At 72.9% G+C, this 16,899-nt stretch carries 14 protein-coding genes, 1 pseudogene and 2 riboswitches; of the genes and pseudogenes, 4 read left to right on the forward strand and 11 right to left on the reverse strand.

What is annotated here, in order from left to right; genetic code table 11:
• Positions 1 to 93, forward strand: a pseudogene (locus ACWEFJ_RS32960) (sulfurtransferase); the annotation flags it as partial.
• Between the two features lie 151 nt (positions 94 to 244).
• Here the strand turns inward: ACWEFJ_RS32960 and ACWEFJ_RS32965 are convergent.
• The 9 genes from ACWEFJ_RS32965 to ACWEFJ_RS33005 all read right to left on the reverse strand — a co-directional run bounded on the left by ACWEFJ_RS32965 (position 245) and on the right by ACWEFJ_RS33005 (position 8,026).
• Positions 245 to 850 (reverse strand): malonic semialdehyde reductase, encoded by a 606-nt coding sequence (locus ACWEFJ_RS32965; RefSeq protein WP_449716132.1) that lies wholly within the window; start codon positions 848 to 850, stop codon positions 245 to 247.
• A gap of 78 nt (positions 851 to 928) precedes the next feature.
• Complete coding sequence (gene glyA / locus ACWEFJ_RS32970; protein ID WP_378084750.1) at positions 929 to 2,194, reverse strand: serine hydroxymethyltransferase; 1,266 nt, start codon at positions 2,192 to 2,194, stop codon at positions 929 to 931.
• Between the two features lie 15 nt (positions 2,195 to 2,209).
• Positions 2,210 to 3,310, reverse strand: coding sequence for a glycine cleavage system aminomethyltransferase GcvT (gcvT, locus tag ACWEFJ_RS32975; RefSeq protein WP_449716133.1), 1,101 nt, complete (start codon positions 3,308 to 3,310; stop codon positions 2,210 to 2,212).
• Between the two features lie 126 nt (positions 3,311 to 3,436).
• A riboswitch (glycine riboswitch) is annotated at positions 3,437 to 3,531 on the reverse strand.
• Between the two features lies 1 nt (position 3,532).
• A riboswitch (glycine riboswitch) is annotated at positions 3,533 to 3,621 on the reverse strand.
• Between the two features lie 63 nt (positions 3,622 to 3,684).
• Positions 3,685 to 3,987 carry a DUF3817 domain-containing protein gene (locus ACWEFJ_RS32980; RefSeq protein WP_378084748.1) on the reverse strand — a complete coding sequence of 101 codons (303 nt, stop codon included), beginning with the start codon at positions 3,985 to 3,987 and terminating at the stop codon, positions 3,685 to 3,687.
• A 15-nt stretch (positions 3,988 to 4,002) separates the two neighbouring features.
• Positions 4,003 to 4,368, reverse strand: coding sequence for a hypothetical protein (locus ACWEFJ_RS32985; protein WP_449716134.1), 366 nt, complete (start codon positions 4,366 to 4,368; stop codon positions 4,003 to 4,005).
• 154 nt (positions 4,369 to 4,522) lie between these two features.
• Positions 4,523 to 5,011 carry a helix-turn-helix transcriptional regulator gene (locus tag ACWEFJ_RS32990; RefSeq protein ID WP_378084746.1) on the reverse strand — a complete coding sequence of 163 codons (489 nt, stop codon included), beginning with the start codon at positions 5,009 to 5,011 and terminating at the stop codon, positions 4,523 to 4,525.
• Between the two features lie 200 nt (positions 5,012 to 5,211).
• Positions 5,212 to 5,373: a hypothetical protein gene (locus tag ACWEFJ_RS32995; protein ID WP_378084745.1), complete on the reverse strand. Its 162-nt coding sequence runs from the start codon at positions 5,371 to 5,373 to the stop codon at positions 5,212 to 5,214.
• 404 nt (positions 5,374 to 5,777) lie between these two features.
• Complete coding sequence (locus tag ACWEFJ_RS33000) at positions 5,778 to 6,902, reverse strand: CaiB/BaiF CoA transferase family protein (protein WP_378084744.1); 1,125 nt, start codon at positions 6,900 to 6,902, stop codon at positions 5,778 to 5,780.
• The gene (locus ACWEFJ_RS33005) at positions 6,902 to 8,026 is read right to left on the reverse strand and encodes an acyl-CoA dehydrogenase family protein (RefSeq protein ID WP_378084743.1); all 1,125 of its coding nucleotides are present in this window, start codon (positions 8,024 to 8,026) and stop codon (positions 6,902 to 6,904) included. The genes ACWEFJ_RS33000 and ACWEFJ_RS33005 overlap by 1 nt, the downstream gene beginning before the upstream one ends.
• A 130-nt stretch (positions 8,027 to 8,156) precedes the next feature.
• On the opposite strand from ACWEFJ_RS33005, the gene ACWEFJ_RS33010 reads away from it, so the two are divergent.
• From ACWEFJ_RS33010 to ACWEFJ_RS33020, 3 genes are read left to right on the forward strand one after another with little or no spacing between them, the layout of a single operon-like run.
• Positions 8,157 to 8,609, forward strand: coding sequence for a GNAT family N-acetyltransferase (locus ACWEFJ_RS33010; RefSeq protein WP_378084742.1), 453 nt, complete (start codon positions 8,157 to 8,159; stop codon positions 8,607 to 8,609).
• Positions 8,610 to 8,665: 56 nt separating this feature from the next.
• Positions 8,666 to 9,868 (forward strand): acetyl-CoA C-acetyltransferase, encoded by a 1,203-nt coding sequence (locus tag ACWEFJ_RS33015; RefSeq protein ID WP_378084741.1) that lies wholly within the window; start codon positions 8,666 to 8,668, stop codon positions 9,866 to 9,868.
• On the forward strand, positions 9,868 to 11,931 hold the full coding sequence (locus ACWEFJ_RS33020) for a 3-hydroxyacyl-CoA dehydrogenase NAD-binding domain-containing protein (RefSeq protein ID WP_449716135.1): 2,064 nt from the start codon (positions 9,868 to 9,870) through the stop codon (positions 11,929 to 11,931). The genes ACWEFJ_RS33015 and ACWEFJ_RS33020 overlap by 1 nt, the downstream gene beginning before the upstream one ends.
• A 239-nt stretch (positions 11,932 to 12,170) precedes the next feature.
• On the opposite strand, the gene ACWEFJ_RS33025 is transcribed toward ACWEFJ_RS33020, so the two are convergent.
• Both ACWEFJ_RS33025 and ACWEFJ_RS33030 read right to left on the reverse strand, forming a co-directional pair.
• Positions 12,171 to 15,662 (reverse strand): phosphodiester glycosidase family protein, encoded by a 3,492-nt coding sequence (locus ACWEFJ_RS33025; RefSeq protein ID WP_449716136.1) that lies wholly within the window; start codon positions 15,660 to 15,662, stop codon positions 12,171 to 12,173.
• Positions 15,663 to 15,767: 105 nt separating this feature from the next.
• Positions 15,768 to 16,760 (reverse strand): AraC family transcriptional regulator, encoded by a 993-nt coding sequence (locus ACWEFJ_RS33030; RefSeq protein ID WP_378084738.1) that lies wholly within the window; start codon positions 16,758 to 16,760, stop codon positions 15,768 to 15,770.
• Positions 16,761 to 16,899 lie beyond the last annotated feature (139 nt).

The following is a 16,899-nucleotide window of genomic DNA, read 5'->3' on the forward strand; positions in this document are numbered from 1 at the left end:
AACGACGACACGGTCATCCTCTACGGCGGCAACAACAACTGGTTCGCCGCCTACGCGTACTGGTACTTCAAGCTGTACGGGCACGACTCGGTGAACGCAAAGGTGCGGTAGGGCCGGGAGTGCCCCCTTGACACGCGCGGTAGGGCTGCGCCAGGTCGGCGGGATGACACGGAACCCTTCGTTGGGGGGAAGGGCGATTGGTTGGCCGGTGGGGGTGTGGCGGCCGGCGGTTCGGGCGGGGGCGTCAGATGGTGCGGATGGCGTCGGTGTGGTCGAGGCGCGGGTTGCGGGGGTGGGTGCCCGAGTGGTCCGGGTGGCCGATGTTGACGATCACCAGGGGCAGTTGGTTGGTGTCCGCGAAGAACTCCCGGCGGACGCCTTCCTGGTCGAAGCCGCTCATCGGGCCGGCGGCGAGGCCCGCGGCGCGGACGCCCACGATGAAGTAGCCGACCTGCAGGAGGGCGCTGGTCTTCGCGGCTTCGGTGCGGCGCTGGTCGTCGGCGAAGGCGGCCTTGGCGTTGGCGAAGTGCGGGAAGGTCTTGGCCAGGTGCTCGTGGAAGTCGGTGTCGGCCGCGAGGACGGCGGTGACGGGAGCGGCCAGGGTCTTGGCGCGGTTGCCCTCCGACATGTGCGGGGCGAGGCGGGCCTTGGCGTCCTGGCTGCGGACGAAGAGGATGCGCAGCGGCTGGCTGTTCATCGCCGTCGGGCCCCACTTGACGAGGTCGTAGACGGCGCGGAGCTGCTCGTCGGTCACCGGCTCGTCGGTGAACGCGTTCGCCGTCCGGGCCTCGCGGAACAGCAGGTCCTGGGCGTCGCGCGGCAGGGCCAGCGCGTCGAGGGTGGCGGTCATGGTGCCTCTTTCGGTTGTCCCGTGCGGGGTCGCGCACGGGACAACCTCCAGGTTGGCCGAGCTATTTCGTGGCTTGGTTCACAGGGTGGGGTACAGCGGGTGCTTGGCGGCCAGGACCTCGACGCGGGAGCGCAGGTCGGCGAGGTCCGGGGAGGGCTGGAGCGCCGTGGCGATGATGTCCGCCACTTCGGCGAAGTCCGCCGCGCCGAAGCCGCGGGTGGCCAGGGCGGGCGTGCCGATGCGCAGGCCCGAGGTCACCATCGGGGGACGCGGGTCGTTCGGCACGGCGTTGCGGTTGACCGTGATGCCCACCTCGTGCAGGCGGTCCTCGGCCTGCTTGCCGTCCAGGTCGGACGCGACCAGGTCGACCAGGACGAGGTGCACGTCCGTGCCGCCGGTGAGCACCTTCACGCCCGCCGCGGCGGCGTCCGGCTGGGACAGCCGGTCGGCGAGGATCTTCGCGCCCTCGACCGTGCGGCGCTGGCGGTCGGCGAACTCGGGCGACGCGGCGTGCTTGAACGCCACCGCCTTGCCCGCGATCACGTGCTCCAGCGGGCCGCCCTGCTGACCCGGGAACACCGCCGAGTTGATCTTCTTGGCGAGGTCGGCGTCGTTGGTGAGGATGACACCGCCGCGCGGGCCGCCGAGGGTCTTGTGGGTGGTCGTGGTCACGACGTGGGCGTGCGGCACGGGGCTCGGGTGCAGGCCCGCGGCGACCAGGCCGGCGAAGTGGGCCATGTCGACCATCAGGTAGGCGTCCACCGAGTCGGCGATGCGGCGGAACTCGGCGAAGTCCAACTGCCGGGGGTAGGCCGACCAGCCGGCGACGATCAGCTTGGGGCGGTGCTCGGCGGCCAGGCGCTCGACCTCGGCCATGTCCACCCGGCCGTCCTCGTCCGACACGTGGTAGGGCACTACGTTGTAGAGCTTGCCGGAGAAGTTGATCCGCATGCCGTGGGTGAGGTGGCCGCCGTGCGCGAGGTCGAGGCCCAGGATGGTGTCGCCCGGCTGGAGCAGGGCGAACATCGCGCACGCGTTGGCCTGCGCGCCCGAGTGCGGCTGGACGTTGGCGAACCCGGCGCCGAACAGGGCCTTGACCCGCTCGATCGCCAGCCGCTCGATCACGTCGACGTTCTCGCAGCCGCCGTAGTAGCGCCGGCCGGGGTAGCCCTCGGCGTACTTGTTCGTCAGCACCGACCCCTGTGCCTGGAGCACCGACACCGGCGTGAAGTTCTCCGAGGCGATCATCTCCAGCGTGCTCTGCTGCCGGTGCAGCTCGGCGGCGACGGCGTTCGCGACCTCCGGGTCGAACTCCGCGAGGGAGGTGTTGAAGTGCTCGGACATGTGTGGGTCTCTCCCTTAGCTGGTTCGCTGGTAGAAGGGCAGCGCGACGACCTCGACCGGCTCGTGCTTGCCCCGCACGTCGACCGAGAGTTCCGTGCCCGGCTCGGTGTGGCCGGTGGTGACGTAGGCCATCGCCACCGAGTAGCCGAGGGTCGGCGACAGCGCGCCGCTGGTCACCTCGCCGATGCGGTTGCCGTCCGCGTCCAGCACCGGGTAGCCGTGCCGGGGGGCGCGGCGGGAGGTGGTCTTCAGGCCGACCAGGGTCTCGGTCACGCCCTGCTCGGCGACGGCGGCCAGCGCGTCGCGGCCGACGAAGTCGCCCGGCTTGTCGAGCTTCACCACCCGGCCGAGGTTGGCGTGGAACGGGGTGTGGTCCCGGCCCAGCTCGTTGCCGTACAGCGGCATCCCCGCCTCCAGGCGGAGGGTGTCGCGGCAGCCGAGGCCGGCGGGCTTGAGGTCGTGCGGCGCGCCCGCCTCCAGCAGCGCCTGCCAGACGTGCGCGGCGTCGGCCGGGGCGACGAACAGCTCGAAGCCGTCCTCGCCGGTGTAGCCGGTGCGGGCGAGCAGGGCCGGCTTGCCCGCGACCTCGGTCGGGTACGAGGCGTAGTACTTGACCGAGGTCAGGTCGGTGGGGGTGAGCGCTTCGAGGATGGCGGTGGACCGCGGGCCCTGCACGGCGAGCAGCGCGTAGTCGGCGGACCTGTCCTCGACGGTGGTGTCGAAGCCCTTCGCGCGCTCGACCAGGGCCTCGTGGACGACGGCGGCGTTCGAGGCGTTCGCGACGACGAGGTACTCCTGGTCACCGGTGCGGTAGACGATCAGGTCGTCGATCACGCCGCCGTCGGCCTCGCAGATCATCGTGTACCGGGCGCGGCCCACCCCGATCGCGGAGGCGTGGCCGACCAGGGCGTGGTCCAGCGCCGCGCCCGCCTCGGGGCCGGTGAGCACGATCTCACCCATGTGGGTCAGGTCGAACAGGCCCGCCGAGGTGCGCACCGCGCGGTGCTCGGCCAGCTCGCTGTCGTAGCGCAGCGGCATCCGCCAGCCCGCGAAGTCGGTGAACTGGGCGCCCAGCGCCTCGTGCTCGGCGTACAGGGGCGTGCGGCGGCTTTCCATCGGGCGGGTCCTCCCTGGGTGCGGGCACGCCGGCGGGCCGACCGGTCGGGTCGGCGCGGGCGCGCCCGAGAGCGTCACGTGCGAAAGGATGACACGGCCCATCGGAGACTCCTCGTCGAGTGAGCCTCCCCCTCTGCCATGAGCCTGAGAGCTTCGCCACCCGGCGCGGGCGGCTTGCACCGTGGGCGAGGCGCAGCGGGTGCGCCTGCTTTCCAGAGTTGCCTTCGTCGCGCGGTACCTGGGCCTGAGAGATTCCGGGGAGGAGTTGCTCCTTCGGCGCCCCGCTCGGGGGACTCTCCCGCGCGACATCGACGGCCGTGTTCAGTTGGTACCGCCAGACGCTAGGGGTGGCCGGCGGGCGGGGTCAACCCCGGTCACAGGCTCTTCTCGGCCCGGACGGTCTCCACGACCTTGCGCTCGGCGTAGAACGACACGAACGGGATCGTGCCCGCGAGCAGCACCAGGGCGGTGCCCTTGATCGACCAGCGGGCCTTGAGCGCCAGGTCGACGGTCAGCACCAGGTAGACGGCGTAGAGGAAGCCGTGGACGGGGCCGACGACCTGCATCATGCCCGCGTTGCCGCCCGCGTACTTGGCGATCATGGCGACCACGAGCAGCAGCAGGCCGACACCGACCACGTAAGCCATGAACCGGAACCTGGTCAACGCGCCGCTCATCGTCCTACCTTCGCCTCACCGCTGGTCCCGCGCGTGGAGCTGGGCGAGCATGCGGTTGTAGGCCGCGAGCTCGTCGTCCTCGTCGTCCGGCACGGGTGTCCTGACGGGCTCCACGGTAACCACCGGGCGCGGCGGCTCGACCACCGGCTCCCGGGCGGCCTCGGCCTTGCGGCGGGCGTCCAGCCTGCGGATGCGCCACACCATGAACGCGGGGAAGAGGCCGAACAGCGGCCACTGGAAGACGTAGCCGAGGTTCTGGAACGTGCCGCCCGCCTCGGAGAACCGCTCCCACTGCCAGTAGGCCAGGCCGCAGCACACGACCAGCGACGCCAGGCACGCGGCGGCGATGGCCAGCCGCTTGGGGGTGATGAGGCCCTGCACGCCTCAAGGGTAACGGGTGTTCCGCCCGGAGTCCGGTTCGTCCGGTTCCGGGGCGCCGGGGCCGCGCCACCGGGGCCGGGGCTCCTCGTGCAGGAGCCCGCCCCCTCAAGGCAAGGGCTCCTCGACCACAGGAGCCCGCCCCGACTCGTCGGACCTAGGCCACGCCGTCCCGGCGTTGCCTCTGCAACCTGGCCACGCACCAGGCCGCCGCGCTGCCCCGACGCAGGTGCTGGAGCACCGTCATCGGGCCGAGGCGACGACCGAGGTCGGCGGGGGTGAGCCCGGCCGCCCGGTAGTCCAGAGCGCGCTGGTCCAACGGGCTGATGCCCGCGTCCCACCACAGCTCGGCCTCGGAGAGATCGCCCACCAGCTGCCAGTAGCTGGCGGCGGCCGCGAGCAGGACCTCGGGCACCTCGGGCGCCCGCTTCCGCATCGCCGCCACGTACGCCGGATCCGCGGACTCGACCTTCACCAGGCCGCGGGGACCGCCATTCGCCCGCTGCACGGGGATCCCCGGCGCGGACGGCGGGGCTTCCGCGAGCCACGCGTCCTTGATCCGGTTCACCTCCCGCAGCTCGGCGTCGTCCGAGCGCTCAGCCGCCCACTGCCGCAACAGCTCGTCGACTCCGGAGTCCTCGACCATTCTGCCTCCTCGTCGGTCGAAGATCAGCCAATGCGACGCACCGTATTAGCGGGTACCGACAACCGCTAGACCCCGGTTTGTCTAAAACCCTGTTACCAGGGCGTTATAGCCCTCATTCCACCCGTATGGTGCAACGCTCGGATCCTGCGGTCACCGCTCGTGACCGCATTGAGCGGAGTTCGGCGACGCCGGAGGGGTCGCTAGGCGAAGAGGCTGCGGACGAAGGTGATGATCGACTCCGCGCCGGCCTGGAGCCACCCCAGGGCGGTCCGCACCGCCTGGGCGGACTCGTTCGGCTGGGTGATCAGGAGGAACAGCACCAGCGCGACCGCCGCCAGCGTCACCACCTTCTTGACGTTCACTGATCGCTCTCCGTCCGTGTCGCTCGGCCGGGCGGCCCGTCGCCGCACCGGTCGTGTCAAGCGTCATCGTCCCTCATTCACCCGGATGATGACGATCGAACGCGCCCACGTCGCCCGACTGGTCGCCGGCCCGACCACGCAACCACGCCTGAACCGCCCCTGGTGTCACCCGATCGGACGATCAAGGGGACCAGTGGTCCCGCCGATCCTGAAGGTACGGGCGCTCGCCCACCCCCCAGGCACGGACACCGAGGTTCAGCGACATCGTCTTCCCTTCGCCGCCCATCACCTGAATGCGCCGACTCACGCACCGAGCGTGACAAAGGCCGATGTCGGCTGCCACTCAATTCCGGTACCCCTTCAGGTGATTTCCCGTGCCCTTTTCGGGACCGGCCGGGGGCGCGTCAGCCGACCACCCCGGAACGCCGCAGCGCGGCGATCTCGTCCTCGCCCAGCCCCAGCTCGGCCAGCACGGCGACCGTGTGCTCCCCCACCGCGGGCGGCGGACCCGGCGCGGCCGCGGGCGTGCGGTCGAACCGCGGCGCCGGCGCGGGCTGCGCCACCCCTCCCACCTGCACGAACGTGCCGCGCTCGGCGTTGTGCCCGTGCGCGGGGGCCTCGCCGGGCGCGAGCACGGGCGCGAGGCACGCGTCGGTGCCCTCGGCGAGCGCGGCCCACTCGTCGCGCGTCCGGGTGGCCACCGCGGCGGCGATGCGGGCCCGCAGCTCCGGCCAGTTCGCCGGGTCGTGCCGCGGCGGCAGCCCGGCGTCGGCCAGCCCCAGCACGTCCAGCAGCTCGGCGTAGAACTTCTCCTCCAGCGCGCCGACGCTGACGAACCGCCCGTCGGCGGTCTCGTACACGTCGTAGAACGGCGCGCCGCCGTCCAGCAGGTTGGTGCCGCGCCGCCCGGGCCACGCGCCGACCGACGCCATCCCGTGCAGGAACGTCGTGAGCAGGGCCGCGCCGTCGACCATGGCCGCGTCCACGACCTGCCCCCGCCCGGACCGGTCCCGCTCGTACAGGGCCGCCAGCACGCCCACGGCCAGCAGCAGCCCGCCCCCGCCGAAGTCGCCGACGAGGTTGAGCGGCACGGTCGGCGGCGCGCCGTCCCGGCCGATCGGCTCCAGCGCGCCCGCCACCGCGATGTAGTTGATGTCGTGCCCGGCGCGGTCGGCCAGCGGCCCGTCCTGGCCCCAGCCCGTCATCCGCCCGTAGACCAAGCGCGGGTTGCGGGCCAGGCACTGCGCCGGGCCGATGCCCAGCCGCTCGGTCACGCCCGGCCGGAAGCCCTCGACCAGCACGTCGGACTCCGCGACCAGCCGGAGCACCAGCTCCGCGCCTTCGGGGCGGCGCAGGTCCACGCCGATCGACCGCCGCCCGCGCCCCAGCAGCGGCACCTCCGTCGCGCCGCCGATCCGGTCCACCCGGACCACCGACGCGCCCAGGTCCGCCAGCACCATGCAGCCGAACGGCGCGGGCGCGAGGCCCGCCAGCTCGACGACCTTCAACCCCTCCAGCGGGCCGGGCACTAGAGCGACCTCGCGATGATTTCCTTCATGATCTCGTTCGTCCCGCCGTAGATCTTCTGCACGCGCGCGTCCGCCCACGCGCGCGCGATCGGGTACTCGGTCATGTAGCCGTAGCCGCCGAACAGCTGCACGCACTCGTCCACGACCCGGCACAGCCGCTCGGTGGCCCACCACTTCGCCATCGCCGCGGTGGGCACGTCCAGCCGCCCGGCCAGGTGCGCCTGCACGCACTCGTCCACGAACGCCCTGGTCACGCGGGCCTCCGTGGCGCACTCGGCGAGCTTGAACCGGGTGTTCTGGAACTTGATCAGCTCCCGGCCGAACGCCGTGCGGTCCTTGACGTAGGCCAGCGTGAGGTCCACCGCCGCCTCGATGCCCGCCACCGACGCCACCGCGATGATCAGCCGCTCCTGCGGGAGCTGCTGCATCAGCTGGATGAACCCCTGGCCCTCGCCGGTGCCCAGCAGGTTCTCCGCCGGCACCCGGACGTCGTCGAAGAACAGCTCGGCGGTGTCCTGGCCGTGCATGCCGACCTTGTCCAGCACCCGGCCGCGCCGGAACCCCTGCGCCGCCGCGGTCTCCACGACCAGCAGCGAGATGCCCGTCGCGCCCTGGCCGGGGTCGGTCTTGGCGACCACGACCACCAGGTCGGCCTGCGCGCCGTTGGTGATGAACGTCTTGGAGCCGGACAGCACGTACTCGTCGCCGCGCCGCAGCGCCCGCGTCTTGACGTTCTGCAGGTCGGAGCCGCCGCCGGGCTCGGACATGGCGATCGCGCCGACGTACTCGCCGGTCGCCATCTTGGGCAGCCAGCGGCGCTTCTGCTCCTCGGTGCCGTAGGCGTTGATGTAGTGGGCGACGATCCCGCTGTGCACGCTGTTGCCCCACGCGCTGTCGCCGCACCGGGCCTGCTCCTCCAGCAGCACCGCCTCGTGCGCGAACGTGCCGCCGCCACCGCCGTACTCCTCGGGGATGGACAGGCAGAGCAGCCCGACCCCGCCCGCCTTGGTCCAGAAGTCGCGGTCCACCTGCTTCTGCGCGGCCCAGCGCTCCCGGTGCGGGACGGCCTCCCTCTCGAAGAACGTCCGGGCCAGCTCCCGCAGCTGGTCCAGGTCCTCGGTCATCCATGCGGAACGGCGAGTTGGCATGCCACCGACGTTCCCACCGGCGGGGCCGCGCCGCCATGACCGCAGCGCGCCGCGGTGACCCGTGATCGTGAGCGCAAATGTCAGGACGGTGGGTCAGACTGGGGGCATGAGGGTGCGACGGCTCGGGCCGGACGACTGGGCGACGTGGCGGGACATCCGGCTCACGGCGCTGGGCAGCGACCCCGGGGCGTTCGGCCCGACGCTCGCGCTGGAGCGGGAGTTCGACGAGGCGCGGTGGCGGGAGCTGCTGGGCCCGGACCACGGGGTGAAGGTGGTGGCGGAGGCGCCGGAGCCGATCGGGCTGGTCGCCGGCGTGCCGCACGAGGTTCACCCCGACGTGTTGTACCTGTACTCCATGTGGGTCAAGCCGGAGTTCCGGCGGCGGGGCGTCGGCGAGGCGCTGGTGGCCGACGTGCTGGCGTGGGCGCGCGAGCACGGGTGGGCGCTGGTGCAGTTGCGGGTGGTCCGGGAGAACGAGACGGCCCGGCGGCTCTACGCGCGGCTGGGGTTCGTCGGCGAGGGCGAGGTCATGGACCACCGGCTCGCGCCGGTGAGCTAATAAGTCACCTCGCGCGGTCATGGGCGGTCCCCGCGGCGGCGGTTACCGTTGAGTACATGAGCGAAGCCTTGATCTTCGACGCGGTGCGCACACCGCGTGGCAGGGGAAAGCGCGGATCGCTGCACAGCGTCAAGCCGATCACCCTGGCCTCCGGGGTGCTGGCGGCGCTGGCGCGGCGCAACGACCTGGACACGTCGGCGGTGGACGACGTGGTGTTCGGCGTCGTGTCGCCGGTCGGCGAGCAGGGCGCGGACATCGCCCGCACCGCGGTGCTGGCCGCCGGGTGGGACCTGCGGCCGGCGGGCGTGCAGCTCAACCGGTTCTGCGCGTCCGGCCTGGAGTCGGTCAACCTGGCCGCCGCCAAGGTCGCGTCCGGGTTCGAGGACCTCGTGGTGGCGGGCGGCGTCGAGTCGATGTCGCGGGTGCCGATGGGCTCCGACGGCGGCGCGTGGATGGCCGACCCGGAGACCAACATGGCGGTCAACTTCGTGCCGCAGGGCGTGAGCGCCGACCTCATCGCCACGCTGGAGGGGTTCAGCCGCGAGGACGTGGACGCGTACGCGGTGCGCTCGCAGCAGCGGGCGACGCTCGCGCGGGACAAGGGCTACTTCGACCGCTCGCTCGTGCCCGTGGTCGACCAGAACGGCTCGGTCGTGCTCGACCACGACGAGGCGATCCGGCCCGAGACCACGCTGGAGGGCCTGGCCAAGCTCAAGCCGAGCTTCGCGTTCCACGGTGACCTGGGCTTCGACGCGGTCGCCATCGACCGGTACCCGACCGTGGAGCGGATCGACCACGTCCACACGCCGGGCAACTCGTCGCAGATCGTGGACGGCGCGGCGGCGATGCTGATCGGCAGCGGGCGCATCGGCCGCGAGCTGGGCCTGACGCCGCGCGCCCGGATCACCGCGACGGCGGTCGTCGGCTCGGAGCCCACGATCATGCTGACCGGTCCGGCGCCGGCCGCGCGCAAGGCGTTGGACAAGGCGGGGCTGACCGTCGAGGACATCGACCTGTTCGAGATCAACGAGGCGTTCTCGTCGGTGGTGCTGAAGTTCCAGCGGGAGCTGGACCTGCCCGACGACAAGGTCAACGTCAACGGCGGCGCGATCGCCATGGGCCACCCGCTCGGCGCGACCGGCTGCATGATCCTCGGCACCCTGCTCGACGAGCTGGAGCGCCGGGACCTGCGGCGAGGGCTGGCCACGCTGTGCGTGGGCGGCGGCATGGGCATCGCGACGATCATCGAGAGGGTCTGATGGCTATCCACTACGAGCGGGACGACGAGGGGATCGTCACCCTCACGATGGACATGTCCGGTTCGGCGAACGTGATGAACGCCGAGTACCACCGGGACATGGGCGAGACCGTCGCCCGGCTGGAGGCCGAGCGCGACGACATCGCCGGCGTGGTGCTGACGTCGGCGAAGAAGACGTTCTTCGCGGGTGGCGACCTCAACCTGCTGATCACGATCACGCCGGAGAACGCGGGCGAGGCGCTCGGGTTCCTGGAGGAGGTCAAGGGCCAGCTGCGGCGGCTGGAGCTGCTGGGCAAGCCCGTGGTCGCGGCGATCAACGGCAGCGCGCTGGGCGGCGGCCTGGAGATCGCGCTGGCCTGCCACCACCGGGTGGCGCTGGACGACGACAAGATTAAGCTGGGCCTGCCCGAGGCGACGCTGGGCCTGCTGCCCGGCGGTGGCGGCGTGACCCGGATGGTGCGGCTGCTGGGCGTGCAGCCCGCGTTGCCGCTGCTGATGGAGGGCAAGCAGCTCCGGCCGGCGCGGGCGTTGCAGGCCGGGATCGTGCACGAGCTGGCGTCCTCCCGCGAGGAGCTGATCGCCAAGGCGCGGGCGTGGATCAAGGAGAACCCCGCGCCGCGGCAGCCGTGGGACGAGCCCGGGCACACCGTGCCGGACGTGCGGGTGGGCGACCCGAACCTGTACGGGCTGCTCGCGGCGGCGCCCGCCGTGCTGCGGAAGAAGACGCACGGCGTGTACCCCGCGCCGGAGAAGGTCCTGGCCGCGGCGGTCGAGGGCGCGCTGGTCGACTTCGACACGGCGTTGCGGATCGAGGCGCGGTACTTCCTGGAGCTGGCCGCGGGCCAGGTGGCCAAGAACATGATCGGCACGTTCTGGTTCCAGCTCAACGAGATCAACGCGGGCGGCTCCCGGCCGTCCGGGGTCGAGCGGTCGAAGGTGGCCAAGGTCGGCGTGCTCGGCGCGGGCATGATGGGCGCGGGCATCGCCGAGGTCAGCGCCAAGGCCGGGATCGAGGTCGTGCTGAAGGACGTGACGCTGGAGGCCGCGCGGCGCGGCGCCGGTGACACGCCGGGCATCACGCCGACCGACTCGGACGCCGACCTGGCGGGCTGCGACCTCGTGATCGAGGCGGTGTTCGAGAACCGGGAGCTGAAGAACCGGGTGCTGCCCGCGGCGGAGGCGGCGGCGCTGCCGGACGCGGTGATCGCGTCGAACACGTCCACGCTGCCGATCACCGGGCTGGCGTCGGCGGTGGCCGACCCGTCGCGGTTCATCGGGCTGCACTTCTTCTCGCCGGTGCCGAAGATGCGGCTGGTGGAGATCATCCGCGGCGCGAAGACGTCGGACGAGACGCTGGCGCGGGCGTTCGACTACGTGCTGCAGATCGGCAAGACGCCGATCGTGGTGAACGACAGCCGCGGGTTCTACACGTCGCGGACGTTCGGCACGTACGTCACCGAGGCGGTGTCGATGGTGGCGGAGGGCGTGTCGCCCGCGTTGATCGAGAACGTGGCGCGTCGTGCGGGCATGGCGGTCGGCCCGCTGGCGGTGTCGGACGAGGTCACGTTGACGTTGCAGCTGAAGATCCGGGACCAGGCGCTGGCGGACGACCCGTCGGCGGCCGGGGCGCTGGGCGACCACCCGGCGTTCCGCGTGCTGGAGGAGCTGGTGGCCGAGGGGCGCACGGGCAAGTCCGGCGGGGCCGGCTTCTACGAGTACCCGGAGGGCGGCCGGAAGTTCCTGTGGCCGGGGCTGGCGCGGTACGCGCGGGCCGACGCGGGCGTGACGGAGCAGGACGTCGAGGACCGGTTGCTGTTCATCCAGTCGTTGGAGACGGTGCGGTGCCTGGACGAGGGCGTGCTGACGTCGGTCGGTGACGCGAACGTGGGCAGCGTGTTCGGGTTCGGCTTCGCGCCGTGGAGCGGCGGCACGCTCCAGTTCATCAACTCCTACGGGCTGACCGGGTTCGTGGAGCGTGCCGACTACCTGGCCGACACCTACGGCGAGCGCTTCCGCCCGCCGACCTCCCTCCGCGACCGCGCCACCACCAACCACCCCTACTGACCCTCGCGCGTGTCCTACGTTGCGAACGCGCGTGTCCTACGTCCAGAACGCGTGAGTCCAACGTTCAGAACGCGCGAGTCCAACGTTCAGAACGCGTGAGTCCAACGTTCAGGTACCCCGAGTTCAACGCTCAGGACGCTCGCAGGTGTTCTGAGTGTTGAACTCGGGTGTTCCGAACGTAGGACACGCGCGACGCGAACGTAGGACACGCGCGGCGTGAGGGTTGGACTCTCGCGGGGTCAGGGGGTGGTGATGGTGGTGGAGGTGGTGGTGTTGTTGACGGTCACGGAGAGGGTGGTGGTGGCCGGGCGCAGGGCGGTGAACGTGCCGGTGGCGGGGTCGAGCCAGGCGACGTGCCAGGGGCGCAGGCCCGAACGGTTGCCGATGTGCACGTTCGGGGACGCCGACCAGTCCGCGGTCACCGGGTAGGCGACGGGGACGTCACGGGAACCCTGCGCCACGGTGGCGGTCACGGTCGCCGGCACGCCCACGGGCACGGTCGGCGGCGTGGCCAGGGTCAGGCCGTCCACGTGCGGTCGGACCTCGGCGGCCAGCCAGTCGTCGCCGCGGCGCGGGTCGACGCCCAGCATGGTCCAGCCGGTGAACCCGCCCCGCCCCGCCTCCCCCGCCGGCGCCTTGCCCGAGTTGCCGTTCACCAGGTACGGCACGCCGTCCACCCGCGAGGCGTGGAACAGGCCCACGTGCGCGCCGATGAACGCCGCGCCCTTGCCGGTCGTGCGCCGGAACTCCGCCAGCCAGTCCTCGACCACGTCCGCCTCCAGCCGGTCGGCCAACTGGCTGGCCCTGGTCGGCGTCGGGTCGCGCGGCGGGTGGTGCTCCGCCACGACGACCGAGTGAACGGCCCCGTGGTCGCGCAACGCGTCACGCAGCATGACCGCCTGGTCGAACCCGCCGCCGCGCACCGTCCCCGTGGACGAGTCCAGCAGCACGAACCGCGTGCCCTTGTGGTCGAAGACCCGGTGGGTCGCCCCGAACTCGCGCCGGAAGTTGTCGATCGTGCCCGGGCCCATGATCTCGTGGTTGCCCGGCACGTAGTGCCACGGCAGCTCGTCGCCCAGCTCCTCGGTCAGCACCCGCCGCGCCAGCGCGAGGTCCGCGGGCGACGCCTCGTCCACGAAGTCGCCGTTCACCACCACGAAGTCGGGCCGCTGCGCCTTGATCTCGCGCAACGTCCGCCGCACCGCGCGCACCAGCGCGCCGTCCGGGTCCCGGGCCACGAACTGGGCGTCGGACATCACGGCGAACCGCCACGGCCGGTCGGCCACCGTGCCGTCCTGCACCACGAACCGGTCCGCCGGCTCCGCCACCACCGGCAGGTCCACCGCGGGCGGCACCTGGGCCACGATGTCGTCCACGACCACCTCACCGGTGTACTGCCGGTCCGCCTTGGTCTCGATCGTGTAGAACCTGTTCACCCGCAACGGGAACGCGAGCCCGGACGGCACCGCCACCTCCAGGTAACGCCACCCGGTCCAGGTGATGTACGGCCCGTAGAGCGAACGGCTCAGCCCCGACGAGTCGGTGACGGTGAACGCCGTCCACTCGCCTCGACCGTGCCCGTAGACCCACGCCCCGAGCGCGAGCGGCTGCCCCGGCACCTCGATGGGCCGCGGCGGGATGGCGTAGGCGGTGCGGGTGCCGGTGGACTTCGAGAAGTCGTACGACATCCGCAGCCCCGCGCCGGTGCGACCCTCCGCGACCGGCGTCACCGAACCGGAGCCCCGCGCCGAGCCGAACGTCCACGCCGCGCCGTCGTCGAACCCGGCGAGCAGCCGCTCCTCCAGCCCCACGGTCACCGGGACCCGCACCACGTGCGCCCCGACCCGCGCCACGACCGTCGTCGCACCCGGCCGCAGGGCGGTGACGCGCAACCCGCCGTCCGCGCCGGGGGCGACGTCGACCACCGACCGGTCGTAGTCCAGCGCCAGGTCCGCGGGCTCGACCGGCGCGGTGAACCCGTCGCCGTCCCGGCCGACCATGCCGAACGCGGACGTGCCGCCCACGTCGGGCAGGCTCAGCCGGTTCGTGGTCGCCGAGAGCCCGGCCAACGCCCCCAGCACGGTCAGCTCCACCTCGCCGCTCACGCCCCCGCGGTGCGCCACGGCCTTCGTCGTCCCCGGCCGCACCGCGTGGAACACGCCGTCCCGGTCCACCCGGCCCACGTCGGCCCGGGTCGTGCGCCACCGGGGCGCGTCGTCCCGCACCGGGCCGTACGTCTCGTCGTGCCCGTCGGCGGCCAGCCGCCGGGTCAGCCCGGGGAACACCCGCTCCGGGTGGCCGCCCGGCACGGTGTCCGTCCCCGGCGCGGACCGCGGGTCCATCGCGGTGCGCACCCAGAAGCCGGTCAACGTGCCGCTGCCGGCGGGCGCGTACAGCGCCAGCCCGTTCGGCACGGGCCGCTCGCCGCCGTCGGACGGGGTGTTCTCCACGACCACCGAGTCCGCGCCGGGCGTGCGGGCCACCAGGGTGGACGAGCCGCCGCCGTCGAGGTTGAGGGCGTTGTGCGCGCCCATCTCCTTCAGGATCGCGGCCACGTCCTTGAGGGTCAGCCCGAGCAGGTACGCCCCCTGGCGGCCGTCCACGGTGAGCAGGAACATCTTCCGGCCGTCGGCCGAGAACCCGACCGCCGTGCGCGGGTGCAGGGGGTCGTCGGGCGCGACGACCTCGCCGTCGACCAGCAGCACCTGGTTGCCGCCGATCGCGGCGCGCAGGGCGCTGCCGTCGCCCGCCTTCGTGGTGTGCTCCACGGTGATCCGCTCCCCCACCGCCACCGCGGCCAGCGCGTCCGCGCCCGCCTCGCGGCCGACGAGCACCTGGCCGTCGGCCGGGATCGGGTCGTCGCCCGCCCGGTCGCGCCGCTCGACCACCACGCCCGACCGCAGCACGACCTCGGTCACGCGGTCCGCGCCCCGCACCGCCCGCGCCCGGCTGTAGCCGCCCCAGACGGGGTCGAACAGGCCGATCCCGCCCGCCTCGACGGTGGCGCTGTTGAGCTGGTGCAGCCGCAGCACGGCACCGCCCTCGCGGACGACCCGGCCGTCGAAGAACACCTCCATGACCCGGCCGATGCCCGCCGCGTCGAGGCCGACCGCGCGGCGGTGGCCGGGGGCGGGCGACTTGACCGTGCGGCCGTCGCGGACGCCGACGCCCTCGGGCGCGTTGGAGTTGTTGATGTCGAAGAAGTCGCCGTTGACGGCGGCGACCGCGCGGGTGCGGTCGGCCTGCGCGGACAGCGGTTCGGCGGCGGTCACGTGACCGGGGTACAGGTAGTCGACCCCGGTGCCGGCGGTGAGGTCCACGGTGAGCGCGTCGCCGCGGATCCACCCGCCCGCGCCGCCCGGCTCGTACCAGTCGAACGAACTCAGCGACACGCCCGGCGCGACGGGACGGGTGGTGCGGGCGGTCTCGATGCGGCGGGCCGGGTCGAGCGCAGGGGCGACCGCGACACCGGGCAGGTCGACGACGGACGACGGCGGAGGGGGCGGTGAGGGGGCGGCCGACGCGGAGGCGGCCCGCGCGGAAGCGGGCGGGCCGGCGTCGGTGGGGGCGGCCCCCGTGAGGTGGCCGGTCGGGGCGGCCCCCGCGGCGGGGGTGGCGAGGTCGAGGCGGGCCGAGGCGGGCGGTGGGTCGGCGTGGGCCGCGGGCGCGGCCGTCGCCAGGGCGAGGACCAGCGCCGCGGCCGGTGCGGCGGAGCGAGGGCGTGGGAACACGGGCACTCCCGCAGGGCTCGGTGAGTAACTGACGCGATGCAAGTCCACCGTGTTGACGATTCGCCGGACACGGCCGTTCGGCCGCAGTTGCGCCGCCCGCCGGGGTCAGCCCCCGGCGCCGCCCCGGTACGTGCCGGGGCTCGCGCCCGTCCACCGCTTGAACGCCCGGTGGAACGCGCTCGCCTCGGAGAAACCCAGCCGCAGCGCCAGCTCCTCCACCGACTCGCCGCCGCGCACCAGGCTCGCCACCGCCTGGTCGCGCAACAACTGCTCCCGCACCTCGCGGAACGACGTGCCCTCCGCCGCGAGCTTGCGCCGCAACGTGGGCGCGCTCATGCCGAGCCGCGCGGCCACGTTCTCCAGGCCCACGACGCCGCCGCCGAGCATCCGCCGCACCTGGCTCGACGCGTCCGCGCCGTAATCGCGCCGGGACAGCAGTTCGGCCGGCGAATTGCGCAGGAACCGCCGCAACGCGGCCTCGTCCTGCACCACCGGCATCCGCAGGAATCGCGCGTCGAACCGCAACGTGGTCGCGGGTGCGGAAAACCGCAGCGGCGCGCCGAAGATGAGGTGGTATTCCGCGCCGTGCGGCGGTTCCGGGTAGGCCAGGTCCACCCCGCGCAACGGGATCCGGCGGCCGATCAGCCACGACGAGAACCGGTGCCACAGCACCAGCAGCGACTCGACCAGGAACCGGTCCGGGTCGTCCACGCCCTCCGTCGAGAGCGTGAACACGGCCACCCCGTCCTGCTCGCACAGCGTCATCGTCGGCCGCACGTCGAACAGCTCGTAGAACGACAGGCCGCGCCGCAACGCGTCCTCCAGCGACGCGCAGTGCACGGCCAGCAGGCACATGGTCGGGAACGTCCCGCGCTTGCTCGGCCGCGGCCCGAGGCCCATGAACTCGTCGTCCAGCGCGTCCCACAACGCCTGCACGAGCCTGCTGTACTGGGCGGGCGTGACGCGGGCGCGTTCGTCGGCGAGCAGGGCCTCGCCGATCCCCGCCGTCGCGAGCAGCGCGCCGACGTCGTGACCGCGCCGCACGGCGCCGCGCAACGCGGCGTTGACGTAGTGGATGGCGATGGTCCTGGTGAGCATCACTCACAGTGTGCATCACACCGGCGAAAGGCCGTGAGCGGCGGCGCGGAACGGGGAGAGGAAGCGCCGCGCCGCCGCCAACGGTTGGCCCACCCCAGTGAGCCGGCTCCTCGTCGATGGGGCATCCGCCCGCCCACCC

Source organism: Actinosynnema sp. NPDC004786, from assembly GCF_053601135.1.